The sequence below is a fragment of the Bacillus sp. USDA818B3_A genome, assembly GCF_009928415.1.
In the GTDB taxonomy this organism is placed as follows: domain Bacteria; phylum Bacillota; class Bacilli; order Bacillales; family Cytobacillaceae; genus Neobacillus.
On record NZ_JAABNN010000027.1, the window covers coordinates 26,005 to 45,924 of the forward strand.

The window sequence follows — 19,920 nt, forward strand, 5'->3', positions numbered from 1 at the left end:
TTATGATCTTAATTAGGCTAAATGCCTAATTCGGCGAGGCCTCCCTGTCCGATATCCATGGGGGCACTCGACCATGCTGTGGGAGAGGAAACATATTTCCTTATCCTTAGACGCCGGTCGTCGGGAGCATGGTGTGAGGACGGGTTAGATGCCTGATTAAAAAATATACATAATAAATATCTAATGAAATGGTAGGTATGTAAGCACTTGCACTTCCATTAGGTATTTATTTTTTTGCTCTCACACTTAATAGAGAAGAGAGTTTAGTAGATAAACAAAAAAATGGGGGAATAATTTTGAAAAAGGTAAGAAAAGCAATTATCCCTGCTGCTGGGCTAGGGACTAGATTTTTACCAGCAACAAAGGCAATGCCAAAAGAAATGCTTCCAATCGTCGACAAGCCAACGATTCAATACATAATTGAAGAAGCGGTGGCATCAGGAATTGAAGACATCATCATTGTTACTGGTAAAGGAAAGCGTGCCATCGAAGATCACTTTGATATGGCAATGGAGCTCGAAGAAAACCTGAAAGAAAAGGGCAAACTTGATCTATTAGAAAAGGTTCAATTTGCCACTAATCTAGCAGATATCCATTACATCCGCCAAAAGGAGCCAAAAGGACTGGGACATGCCGTTTGGTGTGCAAGGAACTTTATTGGAAATGAGCCATTTGCGGTTCTTTTAGGGGATGATATTGTTCAAGGCGAAACTCCTTGCTTGCGTCAGTTAATTAATGAATACGAAGAAACCTTCTCATCTGTAATTGGAGTTCAAACGGTTCCTGATCAAGACACTCACCGTTATGGTATCATTGATCCTTCATCACAGAACGGTAGATTGTATCAAGTTAATAACTTTGTTGAAAAACCAAAACCTGGTACAGCGCCATCTAATCTAGCGATTATGGGAAGATATGTATTAACTCCGGAAATTTTTATGTTCCTTGAAGAGCAAGAAAAAGGTGCTGGGGGAGAAATACAGTTAACAGATGCGATTCAAAAATTAAATCAAATTCAAAGAGTATTTGCTTATGATTTTGAAGGGAAACGGTACGATGTTGGTGAGAAATTTGGTTTTGTCAAAACAACTGTAGAATTTGCTTTGCAGCATGAAGACCTCCATGATGACATGATCGATTACTTGAAAAACCTCGTTTCTACTTTAGATAAAGAAAAAGTAATTTTATAGATAGAGAAGGAAGGGGTCCAGGTTGCCTGATTTTGCAAATCAAGATGTTGTGTATTTAGAGAAACAAAATGGCAAGTTTCCGGTGAATAATCGAAAATTCTACTCTCTTGTTAAGAGATTGATTGATATCATAGGTGCATCATGTGGAATTATATTTTTGAGTCTTCTATTTATAGTTATCGCTCTGTTAATCAAGATTGAAGACCCCAAAGGAAGAGTATTTTTCTCGCAAAAACGTGTTGGTTTGAATGGGAAAGAATTTAAAATGTATAAATTCCGTTCGATGGTCTCTAATGCGGAGGAAAAATTACAAGAGCTGTTAAAGTATAACGAAGTATCTGGCGCCATGTTCAAAATGAAAGAAGACCCTCGTATTACCAAGGTGGGAAAGTTCATTAGAAAAACAAGTATCGATGAACTTCCGCAGCTATTCAATGTGCTTAAAGGAGAAATGAGTTTGGTAGGACCTCGTCCTCCTCTTCCAAGGGAAGTAGCCATATACTCCAATCATGATAAACAGAGGTTAATGGTTACCCCTGGCTGTACAGGACTTTGGCAAGTAAGTGGAAGGAATAGTTTAGGGTTTGAGGAAATGGTTGAACTAGATATTCAATATATTCGTGAGCGTTCCATATTTTTTGATATCAAAATTATTTTCAAAACGGTCTTAGTATTATTTGGTTCAAAAGATGCATTTTAAGAAAGAGGTACAAAAATATGATGAATATAAACTCTAAAATATATGTAGCTGGCCATCGCGGTCTTGTCGGGTCAGCGATTGTTAGAAAACTAGCAGAAAAAGGATATACAAATTTAGTGTATCGTACTAGTAAAGAATTAGACCTTAGAGACAAAGGTTCAGTAGATAAATTCTTTGCTGAAGAAACACCTGAATTTGTTTTTCTTGCAGCTGCAAAGGTTGGTGGGATTGTGGCAAATAATGAGTATCCAGCTGACTTTATCCGGGACAATCTTTTAATTCAGACGAATATCATAGATGCATCATATCGAAATAATGTTAAAAAGCTTTTATTCCTAGGTAGTACATGTATCTATCCTAAAATGGCGTCACAGCCGTTAAAAGAAGAGTATCTATTAACTGGCGAGCTTGAGCCAACAAACGATGCATATGCCATTGCGAAAATTGCTGGTATCAAAATGTGTCAATCATATAATCGCCAATATGGTACAGAATATTTTTCAGTTATGCCAACCAATCTATATGGTGAAAATGATAACTTTGATCTTCATACATCTCATGTGTTACCAGCTTTAATCAGAAAGTTCCATGAAGCAAAGGAAAGTCATGCACCGTTTGTAGAGGTATGGGGAACAGGTACACCAAAACGTGAGTTCCTATATTCAGATGATCTTGCCGATGCATGTGTCTATCTAATTAATAATTATTCTGGTAATGAAATCGTGAATATCGGAGTTGGCGAAGACCTTCCGATTAAAGAATTAGCAGAAAAAATCAAGGATGTTGTAGGGTTTAAGGGTGATATTCAGTTTGATACAACAAAACCTGATGGCACGCCAAGAAAATTAGTAGATGTAACGAAATTAAATTCATTGGGCTGGAAAGCAACTACTTCATTAGAAGATGGATTAAAGAAAGCTTATCAATGGTTTTTAGATAATCAATTAACAAAAGTAAACTAACATAATTCGGAGGACAAAATGAAAAGGGCATTAATTACGGGCGTAACAGGACAAGACGGATCATACTTAGCGGAATTTTTATTAGAAAAAGGCTACGAGGTGCACGGAGTCATCCGCCGAAGCTCTTCTTATAACCAAGAACGTTTAGAAGACCTTCTTAGTGAAGAAGAGGCAGATGCATTATTAAATAATAGCAACTTCCATCTTCATTATGGAGATGTTACTGATGCATTAAACATTACTCGTATCATCGGTGATATTCAACCAGATGAAATCTACAATCTAGCAGCTCAATCCCATGTTCGTGTTTCATTTGATATGCCTGGTTACACATTAGATGTAGATGCTAAAGGTACATTAAATATATTAGAAGCAGTTAGAATTTTAGGGTTAACAGATAAAACTCGTGTATACCAAGCTTCAACATCTGAATTATTTGGAAAAGTTCAAGAAGTTCCTCAAAAGGAAACAACACCATTTTACCCACGATCTCCATATGGTGTGGCGAAAATTTACGGATTCTGGATTACTAAAAACTATCGTGAATCTTATAACATGTTCGCGGTAAATGGAATCTTATTTAACCATGAATCAGAACGTCGTGGTGAAACATTTGTTACTCGTAAAATAACACTTGCAGCTGCACGTATTGCTCAAGGGAAACAAAAAAAATTATCACTTGGTAACTTAGAATCTTTACGAGATTGGGGTTATGCAAAGGATTATGTTGAATGTATGTGGTTAATCCTGCAACACAATAATCCAGAAGACTTCGTTATTGCAACTGGCGAAATGCACTCTGTACGTGAATTTGTTGAGTTATCATTCAAACATGTTGGTATTGAAATTGAATGGACTGGTGAAGGTATCGAAGAGAAGGGGGTTAACAAAGCAACTGGAGAAGTAATGGTTGAAGTTGATCCTAAATTCTTTCGTCCGGCAGAAGTAGAACAATTATTAGGTGATCCAACAAAGTCAAAAACATTATTAGGGTGGAATCCTACTAAAACTTCATTTGAGGAACTAGTGAAGATAATGGTAACTAGTGATTTGAAAAAGATTTTAAAAGAAGATCGAATCAAGAAAATGTTTGATTAGAAAAATGAAAGAAAGGAAATAGAGCTTTTATTTCTTTTCTTTCATTTTTTATATAGATGTTTATCTAGTTTTGGGGTTCGATTTAATTTTAGTAGTATTGATTACCTACCGTATATAGTTAAAAGAAATTTGATTAATTATATTATAGGATATGTTGGGGAGTACAAAGAACAGAACTACGGAGGAAAGATAAATGGAAAACAAGCCAATTAGGGTGCTCCGGATTATGGGACCAGTAATTTCTGGTGGTGTAGATATAATCACAATGAATTATTACCGAGCTTTAGATAAAGAGAAAGTCCAATTGGATTTTATTTTTGATGGATACCACGAAACACCTATTGATAATGAAATTGAGGAAATGGGTGGAAAAGTCTTTAAAGTAGAACCTTATACATCGAGTATGTGGAAAAGTATGAAGCAAGTATACCGAATAATTAAAGAAAATAATTATCAGATAGTTCATTCACATATGAATGCTTTGAGTGTTTTCCCTTTGTTTGCCGCAAAACTTGCTGGTGCGAAAATAAGAATTGCAAGTAATCATAGTACTGCTACGAAGGGTGAGGTCAAGAAAACAATTATGAAGTATGTTCTACGTCCTTTTGCAAAGGTATTTCCTACACATTATGCAGCATGTTCAAAACATGCAGGTTATTGGTTATTTGGAAAAAAATCCTGCGAGTCAGGCAAAGTTACTTTTATTAAAAATGCTATTGATTTAAATAAATATAATTTTTCTGAAGATGTACGTAATGCTGTAAGAGCTGAATTGGGGATTAAAAATGAATTTGTTATTGGACACGCAGGAAGATTTGCTTATCAAAAAAATCATAGATTTCTTGTGGAGATTTTTGAAGAGGTAGTTAAGGTTTATCCAAACTCAGTTTTACTACTTGCTGGTGAAGGGCCATTAAGGTCAGAGATTGAAAGTTTGGTGAAAGAAAAAGGTCTGAATGATAATGTAAAGTTTTTAGGTGTAAGACGGGACATGAATAAAATAATGCAAGCATTAGATGTGTTTATGTTCCCATCATTCTATGAGGGATTAGGAAACGTAATAACAGAAACACAAGCTGTATCGACCATGTCTATTGTATCAGAAGGAATACCGGATGAAGTTCGATTTACAGAATATGTAGTTGGTATGAATTTATCACAGACAGCAAAAGAGTGGGCTGAGGAAACACTTAAATATAAAGATGGTTATGTAAGAAGAAATACTAAACAGGATATGCAAAAAAATGGTTATGATATTGAGCTGGCTGCAGCAAGGTTAAAAGATTATTATATTGATCTTAATAAATATAAGTAAAAATAGTATTTAGACTAAGGGTGAAGAGTGAAATGAAGATATTAGTGGTCACACATGATTCAAATTTTTCAGGCGGAGCAAATCGATCATTATATACTGTATTAACTAAGCTAAAGGATGATTATGATGTAGATATCGAAGTGCTTTTGCCAAAAAAGAATGGCGAACTCAACAAAAAGTTAGATGAAGCTCAAATCCCTTGGTTTAATTATAGATATTTTGGAGTTATTTCTGGAATAAGAAATGACGGAAAAGATATTTTGCGATTAGGAAAAGTATATGTGGGATTTATTATTGAGTATTGTTTGTCTGTAATGTTAAAGAGTAAACTGCGAAATAAAAATTATGATTTAATTTATACGAATACCAGACTGCCCATAGTGGGGGCCTTGATTGCAAAAAGGTTAAAAATTCCTCATGTATGTCATGTAAGGGAATTTGGTACAGTAAAACCTTTATGGGGATTTTGGGGATATCAGAGAATATATGATTTATCTAGTAAAATCATATTAATTTCACATGCGCTTCAGAAGAAATTTGAGGAATATGTTATCTCAGATAAACTAGTAACTATTCATAATGGAATTGATAGCCCTTTAGATTTGCCTAAAGTGAAGAAAGATGCTACTACATTTGATTTGCTATTAACAGGAAGATTAGTACCAGATAAGGGGCATAAGGATGCAATAGAGGCAATTAACATATTGAAAAAGAGAGGATATACAAATATTAGGTTGCATATTGCAGGAAGTTCACCGACTCGTACACATATTTCTTGGTACGCAGACCAGATGAGAAAATTGGTTAAAGACTTAAGTTTGGATAAAGAAATTGTATTCCTTGGCGAAGTAAAGGATATGACTTTTATACGTTCACAGATGGATATTGAATTAATGTGCGCAATATGTGAGACATTTGGACGTGTGACAGTAGAAGGTATGAGAAGTCATTTATTAGTTATAGGTTCAAACACAGGCGGTACACCAGAAATTATCGAAGATGGAAAGACTGGTTTATTATATGAACAAGGAAATCCTCAAGACCTAGCAGACAATATTGAAAAGGTTTATAAAGACAGAAACTTTATGAAAAGAATTGAAGAAGCAGGATATATTCACTCTCAAATTAATTTTACCGCTGATAAAAATGTTAAAGAAATATATCAAGAACTTGAGAGTGTCCTCAACCACAATTAATGGGGGTTAAAATGCATAATGAAGGTATGTTTTTAAGATTTATTCGATGCATTTCATTTATTTAGCAGAGCAGAAATTTTACACATAGGGCATGTGTAGAATAATTCATTTAAGAAAAGTCGATTTTATAAATTGGAAATTAATAGAGAGAAACAAGTCCAGTTGTTTAAGCTGATATCTAAGGTGAAACATTTCTAGATATACTAGGTGAAATTGTGAATAGAAACTAGAGTATAAAATAAATTTTTTTATTTTAAGTATTAAATCGTAATACATTTTGACGAGAACGTAACAAATAATTATTTGCAATTGAGGAGCTTCAATTATGAATATTGTTTCATCATTGATTAATAATGTTGTTAATAAATATAAATTTAGGAAGAATGGATTAGAGATAAGACCAGATCTAAAAATCTATGGACAAATTAACATTCGCGGTAAAAATATTAAGTTTGGGAAAGGGATTCGGATTCATTCTTCAAAAAAATCTAATGTAATTGGCGGGGATACCCAAACAGTTTTTAAAACTATTTCAAAGGGACAAATTCTAATTGGAGATAATTGTGGTATTTCAAATTCAACGTTTATTTCACAAAGTATGATAAAAATCGATAATAATGTAATGATAGGTGGATCATGTAAATTTTATGATACAGATTTTCATTCTATTGATTATCAGTCTAGGATGGCCGTTCCCGATGTCACAGTTGTTTCAAAACCAATTCATATTGAGGAAGGTGTATTTATTGGTGCACATTCTATTATTTTAAAGGGTGTAACAATTGGCAAATATAGTGTAATTGGTGCAGGTTCTGTAGTTGCATCAAATATTCCAGAAGGTGAAATTTGGGCTGGGAATCCTGCAAAATTTATTAAAAGGGTGCCTAAAATATAAGATGGTTATATTTGTTTTTCAACACCTAACTATGGGGAGTAAGTATGGTGATATTTAAGGAAAACTTGTTTTTAGTTTTTATGAAATATATCTTAATTTTGTTTGTTGTTCTTAATTCTAAAACAGTTTATTTTGGTATTATTCATAATACATTAACACAATATACTTTTATTGTTTTATTCATTATAGGCTTATTTTTTATTAGGATTTCTATTAGAGCAATTAAAATTAATTTGACAAGATTTACATTGATGCTGCTTTATATTCTTATTAATGTATTCATTAATTTTAGTGGAATGGGGAGTTCACATTTCAAAATTGTAATAATCTTTGTTATTAATATAATCTTGATGTCTTTTATTTGCTCACAATTTACTAATTTTGAAATTGCGAATGTCTATGTGAATCTGATGAGTATAATTGCAATTATTAGCCTGATTTGTTTTAGTTTAGCTATTTTTTCACCGGATATCCCCTCAAAATTCGCTACAACTTATCAAGCCGGAAGTAACGGAAATTATGTCCTATCACCTTTTTACATGTGGGGATGGGGACGGATCGCTACTCGGAATTCAGGACTATTTTGGGAGCCTGGTGCTTTTCAGGCATTTATTATGGTGGCTTTACTTATGACACTGTTAGTTTTGTTACCTATAAGCCAAAACATGAAAAATCTAAAGAAATTAAAAGCTCAATTTATAATTTTTTGTATTACAATTCTAACTACACAATCTACTACTTCTTATATTCTTTTTATTTTGTTAATTACTGTATTCTATAAAGATGTTAAAGAATTATTTCTAACTAATTCATCTAAAAATGGCCGTTTAATAAAAGGATTTGTTACTTTTATATTCATATCAATAGGTATTTATTATGTGTTTGCTTCTAACAATATCTCAGATAAATTTTCCGGTATGGGAAATGAATATTCTTCTGTAGCAATCAGAATGAATGATACCATTCAAAGTATAAACTTAATAAAAGAAGGCGGTTTTGTTGGCTTAGGGAAAACAGATAATACAAAAAATATGGAAGTAATGAATGATATTAATAATAACTCCAATGGAATCATGAACATGCTATATACCTATGGTCTTTTCTTTGGTGCTATATATATATTTTTTTATAAAAAAGGAATTGATAGTTTTTTTATAATAAGTAAAAGTAGGAAAAAGTATTTCTTGTATTTAGTTTTTATTATATTCAACTTTACAGAAGGATTCTATTGGTTGTCGTTTTTTATATTATTTTTATTTGAAACAAAAACGTATAAATTCGAATACTTAAAAAGCAAAGATATTAAAATTATCGGAGGAGACGAGTAGTGAATAAAAGTGTTAAAATAGCAGTTTGTCTAACCTGTCATAATAGAAAAGAAAAGACTATTAAATGTTTAGATTCATTACACAAACAGAGGGCATTAAACAATGGACAATGCATTCTTTCAATTTTTCTCTGTGATGATGGATCAAATGATGGGACAGCAGATGAGGTAAAACGAAAATATCCAAATATTAATGTAATTCAAGGTGATGGAACCTTGTTTTGGGCGAGAGGAATGGAAGTAGCTTTTTCTGCATCAAGGAATACAGAACCAGATTTCTTTTTAATGATCAATGACGATGTAGAGTTTAATGATAATATGTTAGAACTAATGATAGATTCATATAATGCAGCAGTTAAAAACAGTAAGCTTGTTTCAGTTGTAGGTACTTTAAAGGATTCAAAAACAAATGAATGGTCATATGGCGGGAAAATGTGGAAGAAGAGACTTTATAAAGATGTAAAGAGTGTTGTATATCCCCAAGTTCCATTTGCTAAATGTGATTTGGCGAATTGGAATTGTTTTTTAATTCCTGCGGATTTAGCAGCAATTGTTGGGAATATTGAAACTGCGTATACACATGCAATGGCTGATTATGATTATTCAATAAGGATAATGAAAAATGGTGGACAAATTGTTGTTGCATCTGATTATGTTGGGACATGTTCAAGAAATAATATAGAAGGAACCTGGCAGGATGTAAGTATACCATTATTTAAGAGGTATAAATTACTTCATAACAGAACTGCTAGACCACCTAAATCTTACGCTTATTATTGCAAAATTGCATATGGAAAGGCATGGTTGTATTGGTTTTTTATTCAATACATTTGGATAGCAAAAACTAGCATTCAACATAGAATTAAATGAAATTTATTAGCCAAAGTGCATTTTTTGGTCAATAGAAGTGAATAAATTTATTTAAAGTTTTTTGAATAAAATATAAATCTACCATATAATGCAAATGAAAAAGGATTACTAGTATATCTAAGTTTTGCCTTAGCAAAAAACATAGGCAGAATTATTTTAGAATTTTGTAATATTTATCTTATTCTTTCTTTAAAATGAGAATCCTAAGGGAAACAGAATGGATAAAGTAATAATTCCTGAAGGTTAATAGTAAATTAGTCAAAGGTGGTCAATCAATGAAAAGGAAGATAAAAAAATTTCTTTCAAAGTTAGGATTTAGAGAGCAAAAATGTGTCTACGAATTTAGAAAATTACCTGGGGTAATTATTGAAGATGGAAATAGATTCATAAATCCCGAAATGGTGACAATTGATGGCTACGTTTATATAGGTCCAAACTGTTACTTTCAAGCACCAGGGGGAATAATTCTAAAACAAGGGGTATGTATTGGCCCTTATGTAACATTCTTAACTGAAAATCATAGATATGATTCACCAGACCTAATGGCAATTCCGTATGATCTTAAGAATATAAGAAAACCAATAATAATAGAGGTAAACTCATGGATAGGTCAAAGAGCAATAATATTACCTGGAGTTACTATTGGTGAGGGAGCAGTTGTGGGTGCTGGGTCTGTTGTTACAAAAGACGTTGAACCATGCTCTATTGTTGGTGGCAACCCTGCAAAACATATTAAATATAGAGATAAAGATGTTTATTATAAACTTAAAAATGAAGGAAAAATACTTCGTAAAATTAAAGACGATTTGATAAAAAAGGGAACGACTTAAGTTAGCGATTCTTGCCAATCAAAACTTGGTATATTAGATGATTCGTCTATAATTTTAAGGTTTAATCGTTTTTCTTAGTTAATTTTTCAGGACCTTTGCTCATTTATTATTCAGAGGGAAGCTAGCATAATTTGGAGGTAATGTAGTAAATGAAGCTATTATGGATTACTAATCAAGCTATTCCAATAATCGCAGAAGATATTGGAATAAATATTGGAAGAGGTGGCGGATGGCTAGTAGAATTAAGTAGACAGCTTTCAGCAATTTCTAATATTGAGTTATGCATTGCATTTCCTATTCCAAACAATAAAGAGTCTCTATATGGAACATTGAATGATATTCAATATTATGCTGTTCCATTTGAGAAAAACACTACAAAATTTAATTTACGTGAAGTAGAAAAATTTGAATCTATAATTAGAGAATTTAAACCAGATCTAGTTCATATATGGGGAACGGAATATATTCACTCTTACTGTGCAATGATGGCATGTAAAAATTTAAACTTGTTAGATAATACTGTTATATCTATACAGGGGTTAGTTTCAATCTATGCAAAGCATTTTGATGGATATATTGAAGAAAAATATATAAATAAATGCACAATAAGAGAGTTAATTAAGAGAGATAGTATAGTCCATCAAAAAAGAGATTTTGTTAAGAGAGGAAAATACGAAATAGAGGCTTTAAAAATTGCTAAGCATGTAATTGGTCGAACAGATTGGGATAGTGCTTGTTCTAGTCAAATAAATCCGAACGTTCAATATCATTTCTGTAACGAGACTTTAAGAAATCAATTTTACAATAAAGCATGGGATATTAATCAATGCGAAAGACATTCAATCTTTGTTAGTCAGAGTCAATATCCTATTAAAGGGTTACACATTTTGTTAGAGGCATTACCTACAATATTAAAAAAATATCCTAACACTATTATTTACACAACTGGTAGAAATAGATTAGACAGGGGCCTAAAAGCAATTCTTAAAGAAAAGACTTATGATAAATATTTAATAAAGCTTATCAAAAAGTATTCACTAGAAAATCATGTAGTCTTTCTAGGTGGTCTAAACGAAAATGAAATGTCTGATAGGTTTTGTAAGTCACATGTATTTGTATCTGCATCATCAATTGAAAATTCGCCAAACTCCGTTGGAGAAGCAATGCTTCTTGGAGTACCAGTTGTTACTTCTGATGTAGGTGGAGTGAAAAATATGATTGTTCATGAAGAAGAGGGTTATGTGTACCAAGCTGATGCTCCTTATATGTTAGCTCATTATATTTGTAATATTTTTCACAATGATGAGATTGCCTTAAAGTTCTCTCAGAACGGAAGGAGACATGCACAAATAACTCATAATAGAGAAGTCAATTTGGAAAAATTACTAAAAATATATAGAGAATTAGAGAAACAGTCAGATTAAGAAGGAGTTTAAAAGTATATGAATTATGAAACAGTACCTGCAAAAGTGAAAGAAAAATATTATAAAATATCATTATTTGAACCCAGTATATCAAGTGAAAATATTGGTGATCATATTATTCAAGATTATTGTATGTCTATATGTAAGGATATCTTTGGAGAATCTATGTATGTTTCAATTCCTACGAGATCAAAATTAACAAAACGTAACTACTCTCATATTAAGTCTTCTGATTTTTCATTAGTTTTCGGTACAAATTTACTTGCATCAAATATGAGGAAAAGAAAGCAATGGGATATTGACTTTAAAGATACAAAGTATATTAATAATGCAGTATTATTTGGTGTTGGTTGGTGGCAGTATCAAGAATCACCTGATTGGTATACTAGGGTACTGCTAAAAAAAATACTAAGTAATAATCTAATGCATTCTGTTAGAGATTCTTATACAGAAAACAAGTTAAAATCAATTGGAATAAAAAATGTAGTAAATACTGCATGTCCGACGATGTGGAACCTTACACCTGAATTTTGTAGTACCATTCCTGAAAATAAATCAAAAAATGTAGTAACAACTCTTACAAATTATAACAAAAATCCTGAAAGTGATAAGGCATTTTTAGAGGTTTTGCTAAAAAATTATGATGGAGTATATGTGTGGTTACAAGCAGTTGAAGATTATAATTATACTAAATCACTTGTAAGTGATTCAAAGATTCATTTTGTAGCACCCACACTTTCAGAATATGATGAAATTTTAAAAGACAATGATATTGAATACGTTGGTACAAGATTACACGGAGGTATTCGAGCTTTAAATAATCATAAAAGAAGTATCATTTTAGCAGTTGACAATAGAGCAACAGAAATATCAAAAGATACGAATTTAATGGTATTACAAAGAGATGAAGATCACTTAAAACTTGAAACCATAATAAATAGTGACTTTAAAACTAGCATAGTTTTGCCTCAAGAGAATATCAACAAGTGGAAAAGTCAATTTGTCAACATAATGTGATGACAAGTGGTATTAGGAGGAAGACATGAACCAATCACGCACTTCAAAATCGGCCAAAAATGTGATCATGGTTTATATTAATCAAATTGTAAGCATTATTTTGCAATTTTTAAGCCGGACAGTTTTTATATATGCTCTAGGGGTTAGTTATCTGGGATTTAATAGCTTATTTAGTGATGTACTTAAATTATTATCACTGGCCGATCTAGGATTTAGTTCAGCGATGGCATATACTTTTTATGAGCCTTTAGCAAAAAATGACAAGGCAAAAATAGCGTCTTTAATTAGATTTTATAAAAAGGTTTACAGGATAATTGCCGTAGCAGTAGCTATTTTAGGATTTTGTTTAATACCATTCTTAGACATAATTGTTAAAACTGAGAAACCAATTCCAAATTTAACTCTGTATTACTTATTATTTTTGTCAAATTCAGTTATGTCTTATTTGTTTGTATACAAGACAACATTACTAGTCGCTGATCAAAAAAATTATATTGTAGTAAAATTAAAAACTAAATTAAATTTTGTTGTAACGATCATACAAATGATATTTCTCTTACTTTCAAAAAACTTTATTGTTTATTTAATTATTATGAATGTATCCACATTTTTACAAAATGTTTTACCGTCAATGCAAGTAGATAAATTATATCCAGAAATAAAAAAGGGTTTGCCATTATCCAAAAAGGAATCCAAAAGTATTTTTGGCAATTTGAGATCGGCATTTATATATAAATTGTCAAATACGCTTATAAATAGCACCGATAATATTTTAATATCTGTTTTAGTTGGCACAGTTTGGGTTGGATATTATTCGAACTATCTCATTATTATCAGTTCCGTAACTACGTTTGTTTCGGGGATATTTACTTCTATGACTGCAAGTGTAGGTAATCTAATTGTTACAGAGAAGCCTGAGAAAAGATTTCAAATTTTTAACAGTGAACAAGTATTGTCATTTGTTGTTGCTGGTGTAGTGGTTCCTTGTTTCTGTCTTCTCTCAAATGATTTTATTTATGTTTGGCTAGGAAAAGAATTTGTACTAAATAAACTAGTTGTATATGGAATATCTATTAATTTCTATTTAACTTGTATTTTTCAACCACTTTGGTCATTTCGGGAAGCAAGCGGTTTATACAGAAAAACTAAGTATGTTATGACTGTTACTGCAATTATTAATTTAATCTTATCTTTAGTGTTGGGAAAGATGATAGGGTTGCCGGGTATTTTAATTGCAACTGCTATTTCCAGACTTTCTACCTACTTTTGGTATGAACCTAATATCCTCTTTAAGGAATATTTTGAAAAAAGTTCGAAGTTATTCTACAAAGCTGTTTTTAAGAATACCATTTTTCTCGTCTTTGAAATTTTCCTGGTTGGCAAAATAATAAACTATTTTAGTGTAGAAAGTTGGTTACATTGGCTAATTAAAGCTATTGTGTGTGGTATATTAAGCTTAATATTAACTATTCTATTATATAGAAAGTCAGAAGGTTTTGGTTTTATTGTGACTAAAATGAAGTCTTTAAACATTAAAAAGTTAAAAATGAATTAAGTTGGTTAATGATGAGGCAAGCTGTCACTTTCAAAATATTTGAAATTTTATTAGTCTATTTAGTTAGTGGCATTTACGAGAGAATATTTTGGATTATCAGTTATCGCTAAAGTATATTACAATTTATAGGACATTAATATAAATTTAGTTTAGTAACAATTATTAAATATATAGATAAGGTGGGACAATAATGAAAATAGCAGTAGCTGGAACGGGATATGTAGGATTAGTTACAGGTGTCTGTCTTGCGGAAAATGGCCATAATGTCACTTGTGTTGATATAGATTATAAAAAGGTAGCCTTAATGAATGCGGGAATATCCCCTATATATGAACCAGGTCTTGAAGAATTACTTGCTAAAAATATAGATCGTTTAAATTTTACAACCGATTATAAAGAAGCGTATAAAAATGCAGATGTTATTTTCATTGGAGTAGGAACTCCAGAAAAGCAAGATGGTTCGGCTAATTTAAGCTATGTTTTTGGAGTAGCAGAACAAATTGCGGAAAGTATTGAGAGAGATTGTATTGTTGTTATTAAATCAACTGTTCCAATAGGTACAAATGATAAAATAGAAGATATGATTAAATCTAGATTGATACATGATGTAAAAGTACATGTAGCTTCTAATCCCGAGTTTTTGGCACAGGGTACTGCAGTAAGGGACACACTACATGCATCAAGAATAGTTATAGGGGTAGAAGAACCATCCGCTGGTGAGATTTTAAAAAAGGTTTACCAAGACTTTGATGCTCCAATTGTTGTTACAAATAGAAAAAGTGCTGAGATGATTAAGTATGCATCCAATGACTTTCTTGCACTGAAGATTTCCTTTATAAATGAAATTGCTAACCTATGTGAGATTATTGGAGCGGATATAGAGGACGTTGCTCATGGAATGGGCTACGATAGTAGAATAGGAAATCGGTTTTTGAATGCAGGTATAGGTTATGGCGGTTCATGTTTCCCTAAAGATACAAAGGCATTGCACTGGCTGGCGAATTTTCATGATAATGAGTTGAAAACTGTGAAAGCAGCAATTGATGTAAATGAAAATCAAAAGCTAAAATTAATAAAAAAATCTCGTAAGTACTTTGATAGTTTTAATGGTTTGAGTGTAGCTGTTTTAGGGCTAACCTTTAAGCCAGGAACAGATGACTTAAGAGAAGCCCCTACACTTGTAAATATCCCCATAATGCTGGAAGATGGCGCGAACATAAAAGCATGGGATCCTGTTGGAGTAGAAAACTTTAAGAAACAGTATTCTAACGAAATTACCTATTGCAACACGATTGAAGAAACCATTAAGGATGCTGATGTTTGTTTTATTTTTACAGAATGGGACGAAGTGAAAGACTTTAATTTATCAAAATACACTGAGTTAATGAAAAGTCCTATCATCCTTGACGGAAGAAACTGTTATGATTTAACAAGTGCTAAAAAAGCACACATAATTTACGATTCAATTGGTAGAGAAACAGTCAATAACTATGAAGTCGCTTTGGTATAGTTAAAAAAGTTAAAAAGCCTAAAATTTTTAAAGAATATACTATATTCTCACTGTCAATCCAAAATAGGCCTAAAGTGCCTGTTTTATGGAGGGGAAAATAATGAAACTTGTATTACTTTCAGGCGGCTCAGGAAAGCGCCTATGGCCATTATCAAACGACACAAGGTCCAAACAGTTTTTAAAAGTATTAGAAGGCAAAAATGTAGAAAAACAATCAATGGTCCAACGTGTATGGGGTCAGATTAAAACAGTTGGGCTTGTGGATTCATCACTTATTGCCACTTCTAAAATGCAAAGAGATATGATCCATAGCCAAATCGGCATAGATGTCCCACTAATTATAGAGCCTGAACGTCGGGATACTTTCCCAGCGATTGCATTAGCAGCTTCTTTTCTGTTTTCTGTTCAAAATGTATCGGAGGATGAAGTGGTAGTGGTATTACCTGTGGATCCTTATGTAGAAGACAACTTTTTTGAGAAAGTAAAAGAATTAGAAAATGTATTGCTGGATTCAGAAGCCGATTTGGCCTTAGTGGGTGTTAGACCTACTTATCCTTCTTCTAAATATGGCTATATTGTTCCAAAAGATAAAGTAGATGACGATTCATATTTTACTGTTAATCATTTTACAGAGAAGCCAAGTGAAGAAAAGGCTCAAACCTTAATTGATATGAACGCTCTTTGGAACTGTGGCGTATTTGCTTTTAAATTAAAGTATTTAATAAAAATATTAGTTGAAAAAGATTTACCACTTCATTATGAGAATCTTTCAGACTACTACACCAATCTACCAAAGATTAGCTTTGATTATGAGGTAGTAGAAAGGGCGAACCATATTGTAGCGCTTCCTTATGATGGCTACTGGAAAGATCTTGGGACATGGAATACATTAACAGAAGAGATGGCTACATCACAATTAGGTAAAGGTGTTGTCAGTGATGATACAGTTAACACCCATTTAATCAATGAGTTGGATATTCCTGTTACTGTCATCGGTGTAAAGGATATTATTGTTGCTGCCAGTCCTGATGGTATTTTAGTTGCCGATAAAGCTTCAAGTCCAAAAATTAAAGATTTAATTAGTGGATTTGATCAGCCACCAATGTATGAGGAGCGGATTTGGGGTTGGTCTCGAGTACTTGACTATGCCAAGTATGATGATGGGAACGAAATGGTAACAAAACGAATTTGTATACACGAAGGAAAAAATTCCAGTTATCATTACCATAACTTGCGTGATGAGGTATGGACCATTGTTCGTGGAGAAGGTGAACTAGCATTGGATGACTATATTACTCGAGTAAAAGCAGGGGATATCATTCATCTTCCAGCAGGAAAGAAGCATGGAATAAAGGCATTTTCAGAATTGGAGTTTGTTGAAGTTCAAACTGGGGTCGGCATAAGTGATGAAGATTTTACGCGACTCTATTTTAAATGGGATGACGTTATTAATCACTTCAATAAGTCTAAAGCAAAAGTGATATTATAATTATTTTGAGAGGGAGGGAACGAATCCCTTCCTCTTTTTATTTTTATTTGAGGTGGAATAGTGAAGTTAATAGCTTATTATATATCCGATTATGGGTATGGGCATGCCTCAAGAAGTATAGCAATTTTAAGGAACCTTTTAAAAGACCCAGAAGTAAACATCATTGTATGTCATTCCTTTGCTCTTTCTTTTATTAAGGATTCCCTAAATTCTAGTCGTGTAATTTTTAGGAATATAAAGACAGATATCGGTTACTTGTTAGAACAGGATTCAATTCAGCCTGATCGGGTGCGATTATGGGAGGAATATAAGAACTTTGTATTTAAGTGGGATAACAAGGGGGAAGTGGAACAAGAGTTTCTAAAGGTAAATAAAATTGATTTGGTCGTTTCTGATATTTCACCGCTTCCGTTTGAAGCCGGAAAACGCCTAGGTATACCTTCTATTGGTCTTTCTAACTTCACATGGTATACCGCCTATCAGGGATTGATTGAAGAGAGAAATCTGCTTTTATTTAAAAATGCTTATCAAAATATGACGCACTTCTATTCTTTGGCATGCAGCAATGAAAGTTGGAATGTCCCTACAAATCATTATGACTTTTTTTCTAGGGAAGTCGATGTAAAAGAAGTTGAGAGAATAAGAAGAATTGTGAATCCAAACGGTCAACAGCATGTTATTTTTCTAGGGCTTGGTATGAAAATAGATGTTGGTTCACTAGAGCAGCTTCCTATATGGGATAGCCCGGATTGTGTCTTTATAGTATCCTCAAATGTTCAGGTAAATCGTTCGAATGTCTTTCAGATCCCAAGTGATTATTTAGAATCCCAAAACTATATCGCTGCATCCGACCTTATTATTTCAAAGGCAGGTTGGGGAATGATTGGTGAGGCAATCAATGCAAATGTACCTCTACTAATTCTGAATCGGCCTTCCATGAGAGAAGACCAAAACACTATCAAATATCTCAAGAACCATCCTCTTTGTCATACCATCGATTGGGATCGTTTTAAGTCCTTTAAGGTAGACAAGTCCTTTATGAGAGGTATTACAGGAGATTGGGGTAGGGATGGTTCTTTAAATAACTATGAAGCAGATAAAATAGCTTTAGATATCTTGCAAGTTCTTAATACTCATACATCGTAGACAAGGGGGAACCAATTATGAGTTGGTTACATCATGCTGAAAAATGGCTTACTTTTAGTGATTTAGAAAGTGATTTAAAAGAAACATTACTAAAAAAGAGAGCAATGAAATATTATTAGAGGATCATTTTTATAAGCATCTGGAGTTTGGTACTGGCGGTATGCGGGGCGAGTTAGGGCCTGGTATTAACCGGTTAAATACTCACACGATCCGTAGGGCTGCTGAAGGTTTAGCCAAGTATATTGTGGAACAGGGTGAAGAAGCAAAAAACGCGGAGTTGTGATTGCCTATGATTCCCGTCATAAATCTCCTGAATTTGCCTTAGAAGTGGCTAAAACCGTAGGTAAACATGGAATCAAGGCCTATGTATTTGATGAGCTTCGTCCAACACCGGTATTCTCCCTTTGGGGTTAGATACTTACATGCTTTTTCAGGTGTAGTCATCACTGCAAGTCATAATCCGCCTGAATATAATGGTTTTAAAGTGTATGGGGAAGACGGCGGCCAAATTCCTCCTGAGGCAGCAGATACAATCATCAAATATGTGGATTCTGTTGAAAATGAATTGACGGTCGAAGTAGCTGAAGAGCAGGCCCTTCTCTCAACGGGGTTATTAACCTACATTGGCGAAGAAAACGACAATGCTTATGTGGAAAAATTGAAATCACTGCAGCTAAATCCTGAGGTTGTTGCCGATGTGGCGAAGGATTTGAAAATTGTTTACTCACCATTACATGGAACAGGAAATAAACCTGTCAGGGCTGGACTAAAAGCGTTCGGGTTTGAACATGTTACGGTTGTAAAGGAACAGGAGCTGCCGGACGCCAATTTTTCAACAGTTAAGTCTCCGATTCCGGAGGAGCACGCAGCCTTTGAATTAGCCATCCAATATGGGGAAGAAATTGGTGCAGACATTCTTATGGCAACCGATCCTGATGCGGACCGATTAGGGGTAGCAGTAAAGAATAGTTCCGGTGAATATGTTGTATTAACAGGTAACCAAATGGGCGCCTTGATGCTTGAATATTTGCTATCCCAAAAACAAGCAAAGGGCCTTCTTCCTGGAAATGGAGTGGTCATTAAAACTATTGTAACCTCTGAAATTGGCCGTGCCATCGCAAAGCACTATGGAATACAAGCAATGGATACACTAACTGGATTTAAATTCATCGGTGAAAAAATCAATGAATTTGAGCAAACAGGCCAGCATACTTTCTTATTTGGATATGAGGAAAGCTATGGCTATCTGATTGGAGATTTTGTTCGTGATAAAGATGTATTTGGCAAGCTAAAAATGCATGTAACGGCTGCTAAAAATGTAACCACTCGCCAACTTTTTTCTAGTTTTGTAATAATGATTCTTTATAGCGATGACTGTCGCCGTTAAATACAACCA

The 19,920-nt window shown here is 33.2% G+C and carries 16 protein-coding genes and 1 pseudogene; all 17 read left to right on the top strand.

The window, feature by feature from the left end; all coding sequences use genetic code 11:
• The first annotated feature begins 296 nt into the window (after positions 1–296).
• Positions 297–1,190, top strand: coding sequence for a UTP--glucose-1-phosphate uridylyltransferase GalU (gene galU / locus GXK58_RS24330; protein ID WP_160725760.1), 894 nt, complete (start codon positions 297–299; stop codon positions 1,188–1,190).
• A 49-nt stretch (positions 1,191–1,239) separates the two neighbouring features.
• Positions 1,240–1,890 (top strand): sugar transferase, encoded by a 651-nt coding sequence (locus GXK58_RS24335; protein ID WP_237389770.1) that lies wholly within the window; start codon positions 1,240–1,242, stop codon positions 1,888–1,890.
• Positions 1,891–1,910: 20 nt separating this feature from the next.
• Positions 1,911–2,852 (top strand): GDP-L-fucose synthase, encoded by a 942-nt coding sequence (gene fcl / locus GXK58_RS24340; RefSeq protein WP_160725776.1) that lies wholly within the window; start codon positions 1,911–1,913, stop codon positions 2,850–2,852.
• 18 nt (positions 2,853–2,870) lie between these two features.
• Positions 2,871–3,950, top strand: a complete 1,080-nt coding sequence (gene gmd, locus GXK58_RS24345; RefSeq protein ID WP_160725762.1) for a GDP-mannose 4,6-dehydratase — start codon at positions 2,871–2,873, stop codon at positions 3,948–3,950.
• A gap of 193 nt (positions 3,951–4,143) precedes the next feature.
• Positions 4,144–5,265 carry a glycosyltransferase family 1 protein gene (locus GXK58_RS24350; protein WP_160725763.1) on the top strand — a complete coding sequence of 374 codons (1,122 nt, stop codon included), beginning with the start codon at positions 4,144–4,146 and terminating at the stop codon, positions 5,263–5,265.
• 32 nt (positions 5,266–5,297) lie between these two features.
• Positions 5,298–6,461 carry a glycosyltransferase family 4 protein gene (locus tag GXK58_RS24355; protein ID WP_160725764.1) on the top strand — a complete coding sequence of 388 codons (1,164 nt, stop codon included), beginning with the start codon at positions 5,298–5,300 and terminating at the stop codon, positions 6,459–6,461.
• 325 nt (positions 6,462–6,786) lie between these two features.
• Entirely contained in the window at positions 6,787–7,356 is a 570-nt protein-coding gene (locus tag GXK58_RS24360) for an acyltransferase (RefSeq protein ID WP_160725765.1), read from the top strand.
• 44 nt (positions 7,357–7,400) lie between these two features.
• Entirely contained in the window at positions 7,401–8,684 is a 1,284-nt protein-coding gene (locus GXK58_RS24365; RefSeq protein WP_160725766.1) for a hypothetical protein, read from the top strand.
• On the top strand, positions 8,684–9,553 hold the full coding sequence (locus GXK58_RS24370) for a glycosyltransferase family 2 protein (RefSeq protein WP_160725767.1): 870 nt from the start codon (positions 8,684–8,686) through the stop codon (positions 9,551–9,553). The genes GXK58_RS24365 and GXK58_RS24370 overlap by 1 nt, the downstream gene beginning before the upstream one ends.
• A 542-nt stretch (positions 9,554–10,095) precedes the next feature.
• Positions 10,096–10,383 (top strand): DapH/DapD/GlmU-related protein, encoded by a 288-nt coding sequence (locus tag GXK58_RS27795; RefSeq protein WP_442862504.1) that lies wholly within the window; start codon positions 10,096–10,098, stop codon positions 10,381–10,383.
• A 149-nt stretch (positions 10,384–10,532) separates the two neighbouring features.
• Positions 10,533–11,807 carry a glycosyltransferase family 4 protein gene (locus GXK58_RS24380; protein ID WP_160725769.1) on the top strand — a complete coding sequence of 425 codons (1,275 nt, stop codon included), beginning with the start codon at positions 10,533–10,535 and terminating at the stop codon, positions 11,805–11,807.
• Between the two features lie 18 nt (positions 11,808–11,825).
• On the top strand, positions 11,826–12,824 hold the full coding sequence (locus tag GXK58_RS24385) for a polysaccharide pyruvyl transferase family protein (RefSeq protein ID WP_160725770.1): 999 nt from the start codon (positions 11,826–11,828) through the stop codon (positions 12,822–12,824).
• A 25-nt stretch (positions 12,825–12,849) separates the two neighbouring features.
• Complete coding sequence (locus tag GXK58_RS24390; protein ID WP_160725771.1) at positions 12,850–14,379, top strand: lipopolysaccharide biosynthesis protein; 1,530 nt, start codon at positions 12,850–12,852, stop codon at positions 14,377–14,379.
• Between the two features lie 190 nt (positions 14,380–14,569).
• Positions 14,570–15,889: a UDP-glucose dehydrogenase family protein gene (locus GXK58_RS24395; RefSeq protein ID WP_160725772.1), complete on the top strand. Its 1,320-nt coding sequence runs from the start codon at positions 14,570–14,572 to the stop codon at positions 15,887–15,889.
• Positions 15,890–15,989: 100 nt separating this feature from the next.
• Positions 15,990–17,378, top strand: a complete 1,389-nt coding sequence (locus GXK58_RS24400; RefSeq protein WP_160725773.1) for a sugar phosphate nucleotidyltransferase — start codon at positions 15,990–15,992, stop codon at positions 17,376–17,378.
• Positions 17,379–17,438: 60 nt separating this feature from the next.
• Positions 17,439–18,524, top strand: a complete 1,086-nt coding sequence (locus GXK58_RS24405) for a glycosyltransferase (RefSeq protein ID WP_160725774.1) — start codon at positions 17,439–17,441, stop codon at positions 18,522–18,524.
• Positions 18,525–18,541: 17 nt separating this feature from the next.
• Positions 18,542–19,800, top strand: a pseudogene (locus GXK58_RS24410) (phospho-sugar mutase); the annotation flags it as partial.
• Positions 19,801–19,920 lie beyond the last annotated feature (120 nt).

Bases quoted from the DNA above. Each gene is read 5' to 3' on its own strand.
- fcl (WP_160725776.1), top strand. From the start codon at position 1,911: ATGAATATAAACTCTAAAATATATGTAGCTGGCCATCGCGGTCTTGTC.
- gmd (WP_160725762.1), top strand. From the start codon at position 2,871: ATGAAAAGGGCATTAATTACGGGCGTAACAGGACAAGACGGATCATAC.
- GXK58_RS24350 (WP_160725763.1), top strand. From the start codon at position 4,144: ATGGAAAACAAGCCAATTAGGGTGCTCCGGATTATGGGACCAGTAATT.
- GXK58_RS24355 (WP_160725764.1), top strand. From the start codon at position 5,298: ATGAAGATATTAGTGGTCACACATGATTCAAATTTTTCAGGCGGAGCA.
- GXK58_RS24360 (WP_160725765.1), top strand. From the start codon at position 6,787: ATGAATATTGTTTCATCATTGATTAATAATGTTGTTAATAAATATAAA.
- GXK58_RS24365 (WP_160725766.1), top strand. From the start codon at position 7,401: ATGGTGATATTTAAGGAAAACTTGTTTTTAGTTTTTATGAAATATATC.
- GXK58_RS27795 (WP_442862504.1), top strand. From the start codon at position 10,096: ATGGCAATTCCGTATGATCTTAAGAATATAAGAAAACCAATAATAATA.
- GXK58_RS24380 (WP_160725769.1), top strand. From the start codon at position 10,533: ATGAAGCTATTATGGATTACTAATCAAGCTATTCCAATAATCGCAGAA.
- GXK58_RS24385 (WP_160725770.1), top strand. From the start codon at position 11,826: ATGAATTATGAAACAGTACCTGCAAAAGTGAAAGAAAAATATTATAAA.
- GXK58_RS24390 (WP_160725771.1), top strand. From the start codon at position 12,850: ATGAACCAATCACGCACTTCAAAATCGGCCAAAAATGTGATCATGGTT.
- GXK58_RS24395 (WP_160725772.1), top strand. From the start codon at position 14,570: ATGAAAATAGCAGTAGCTGGAACGGGATATGTAGGATTAGTTACAGGT.
- GXK58_RS24400 (WP_160725773.1), top strand. From the start codon at position 15,990: ATGAAACTTGTATTACTTTCAGGCGGCTCAGGAAAGCGCCTATGGCCA.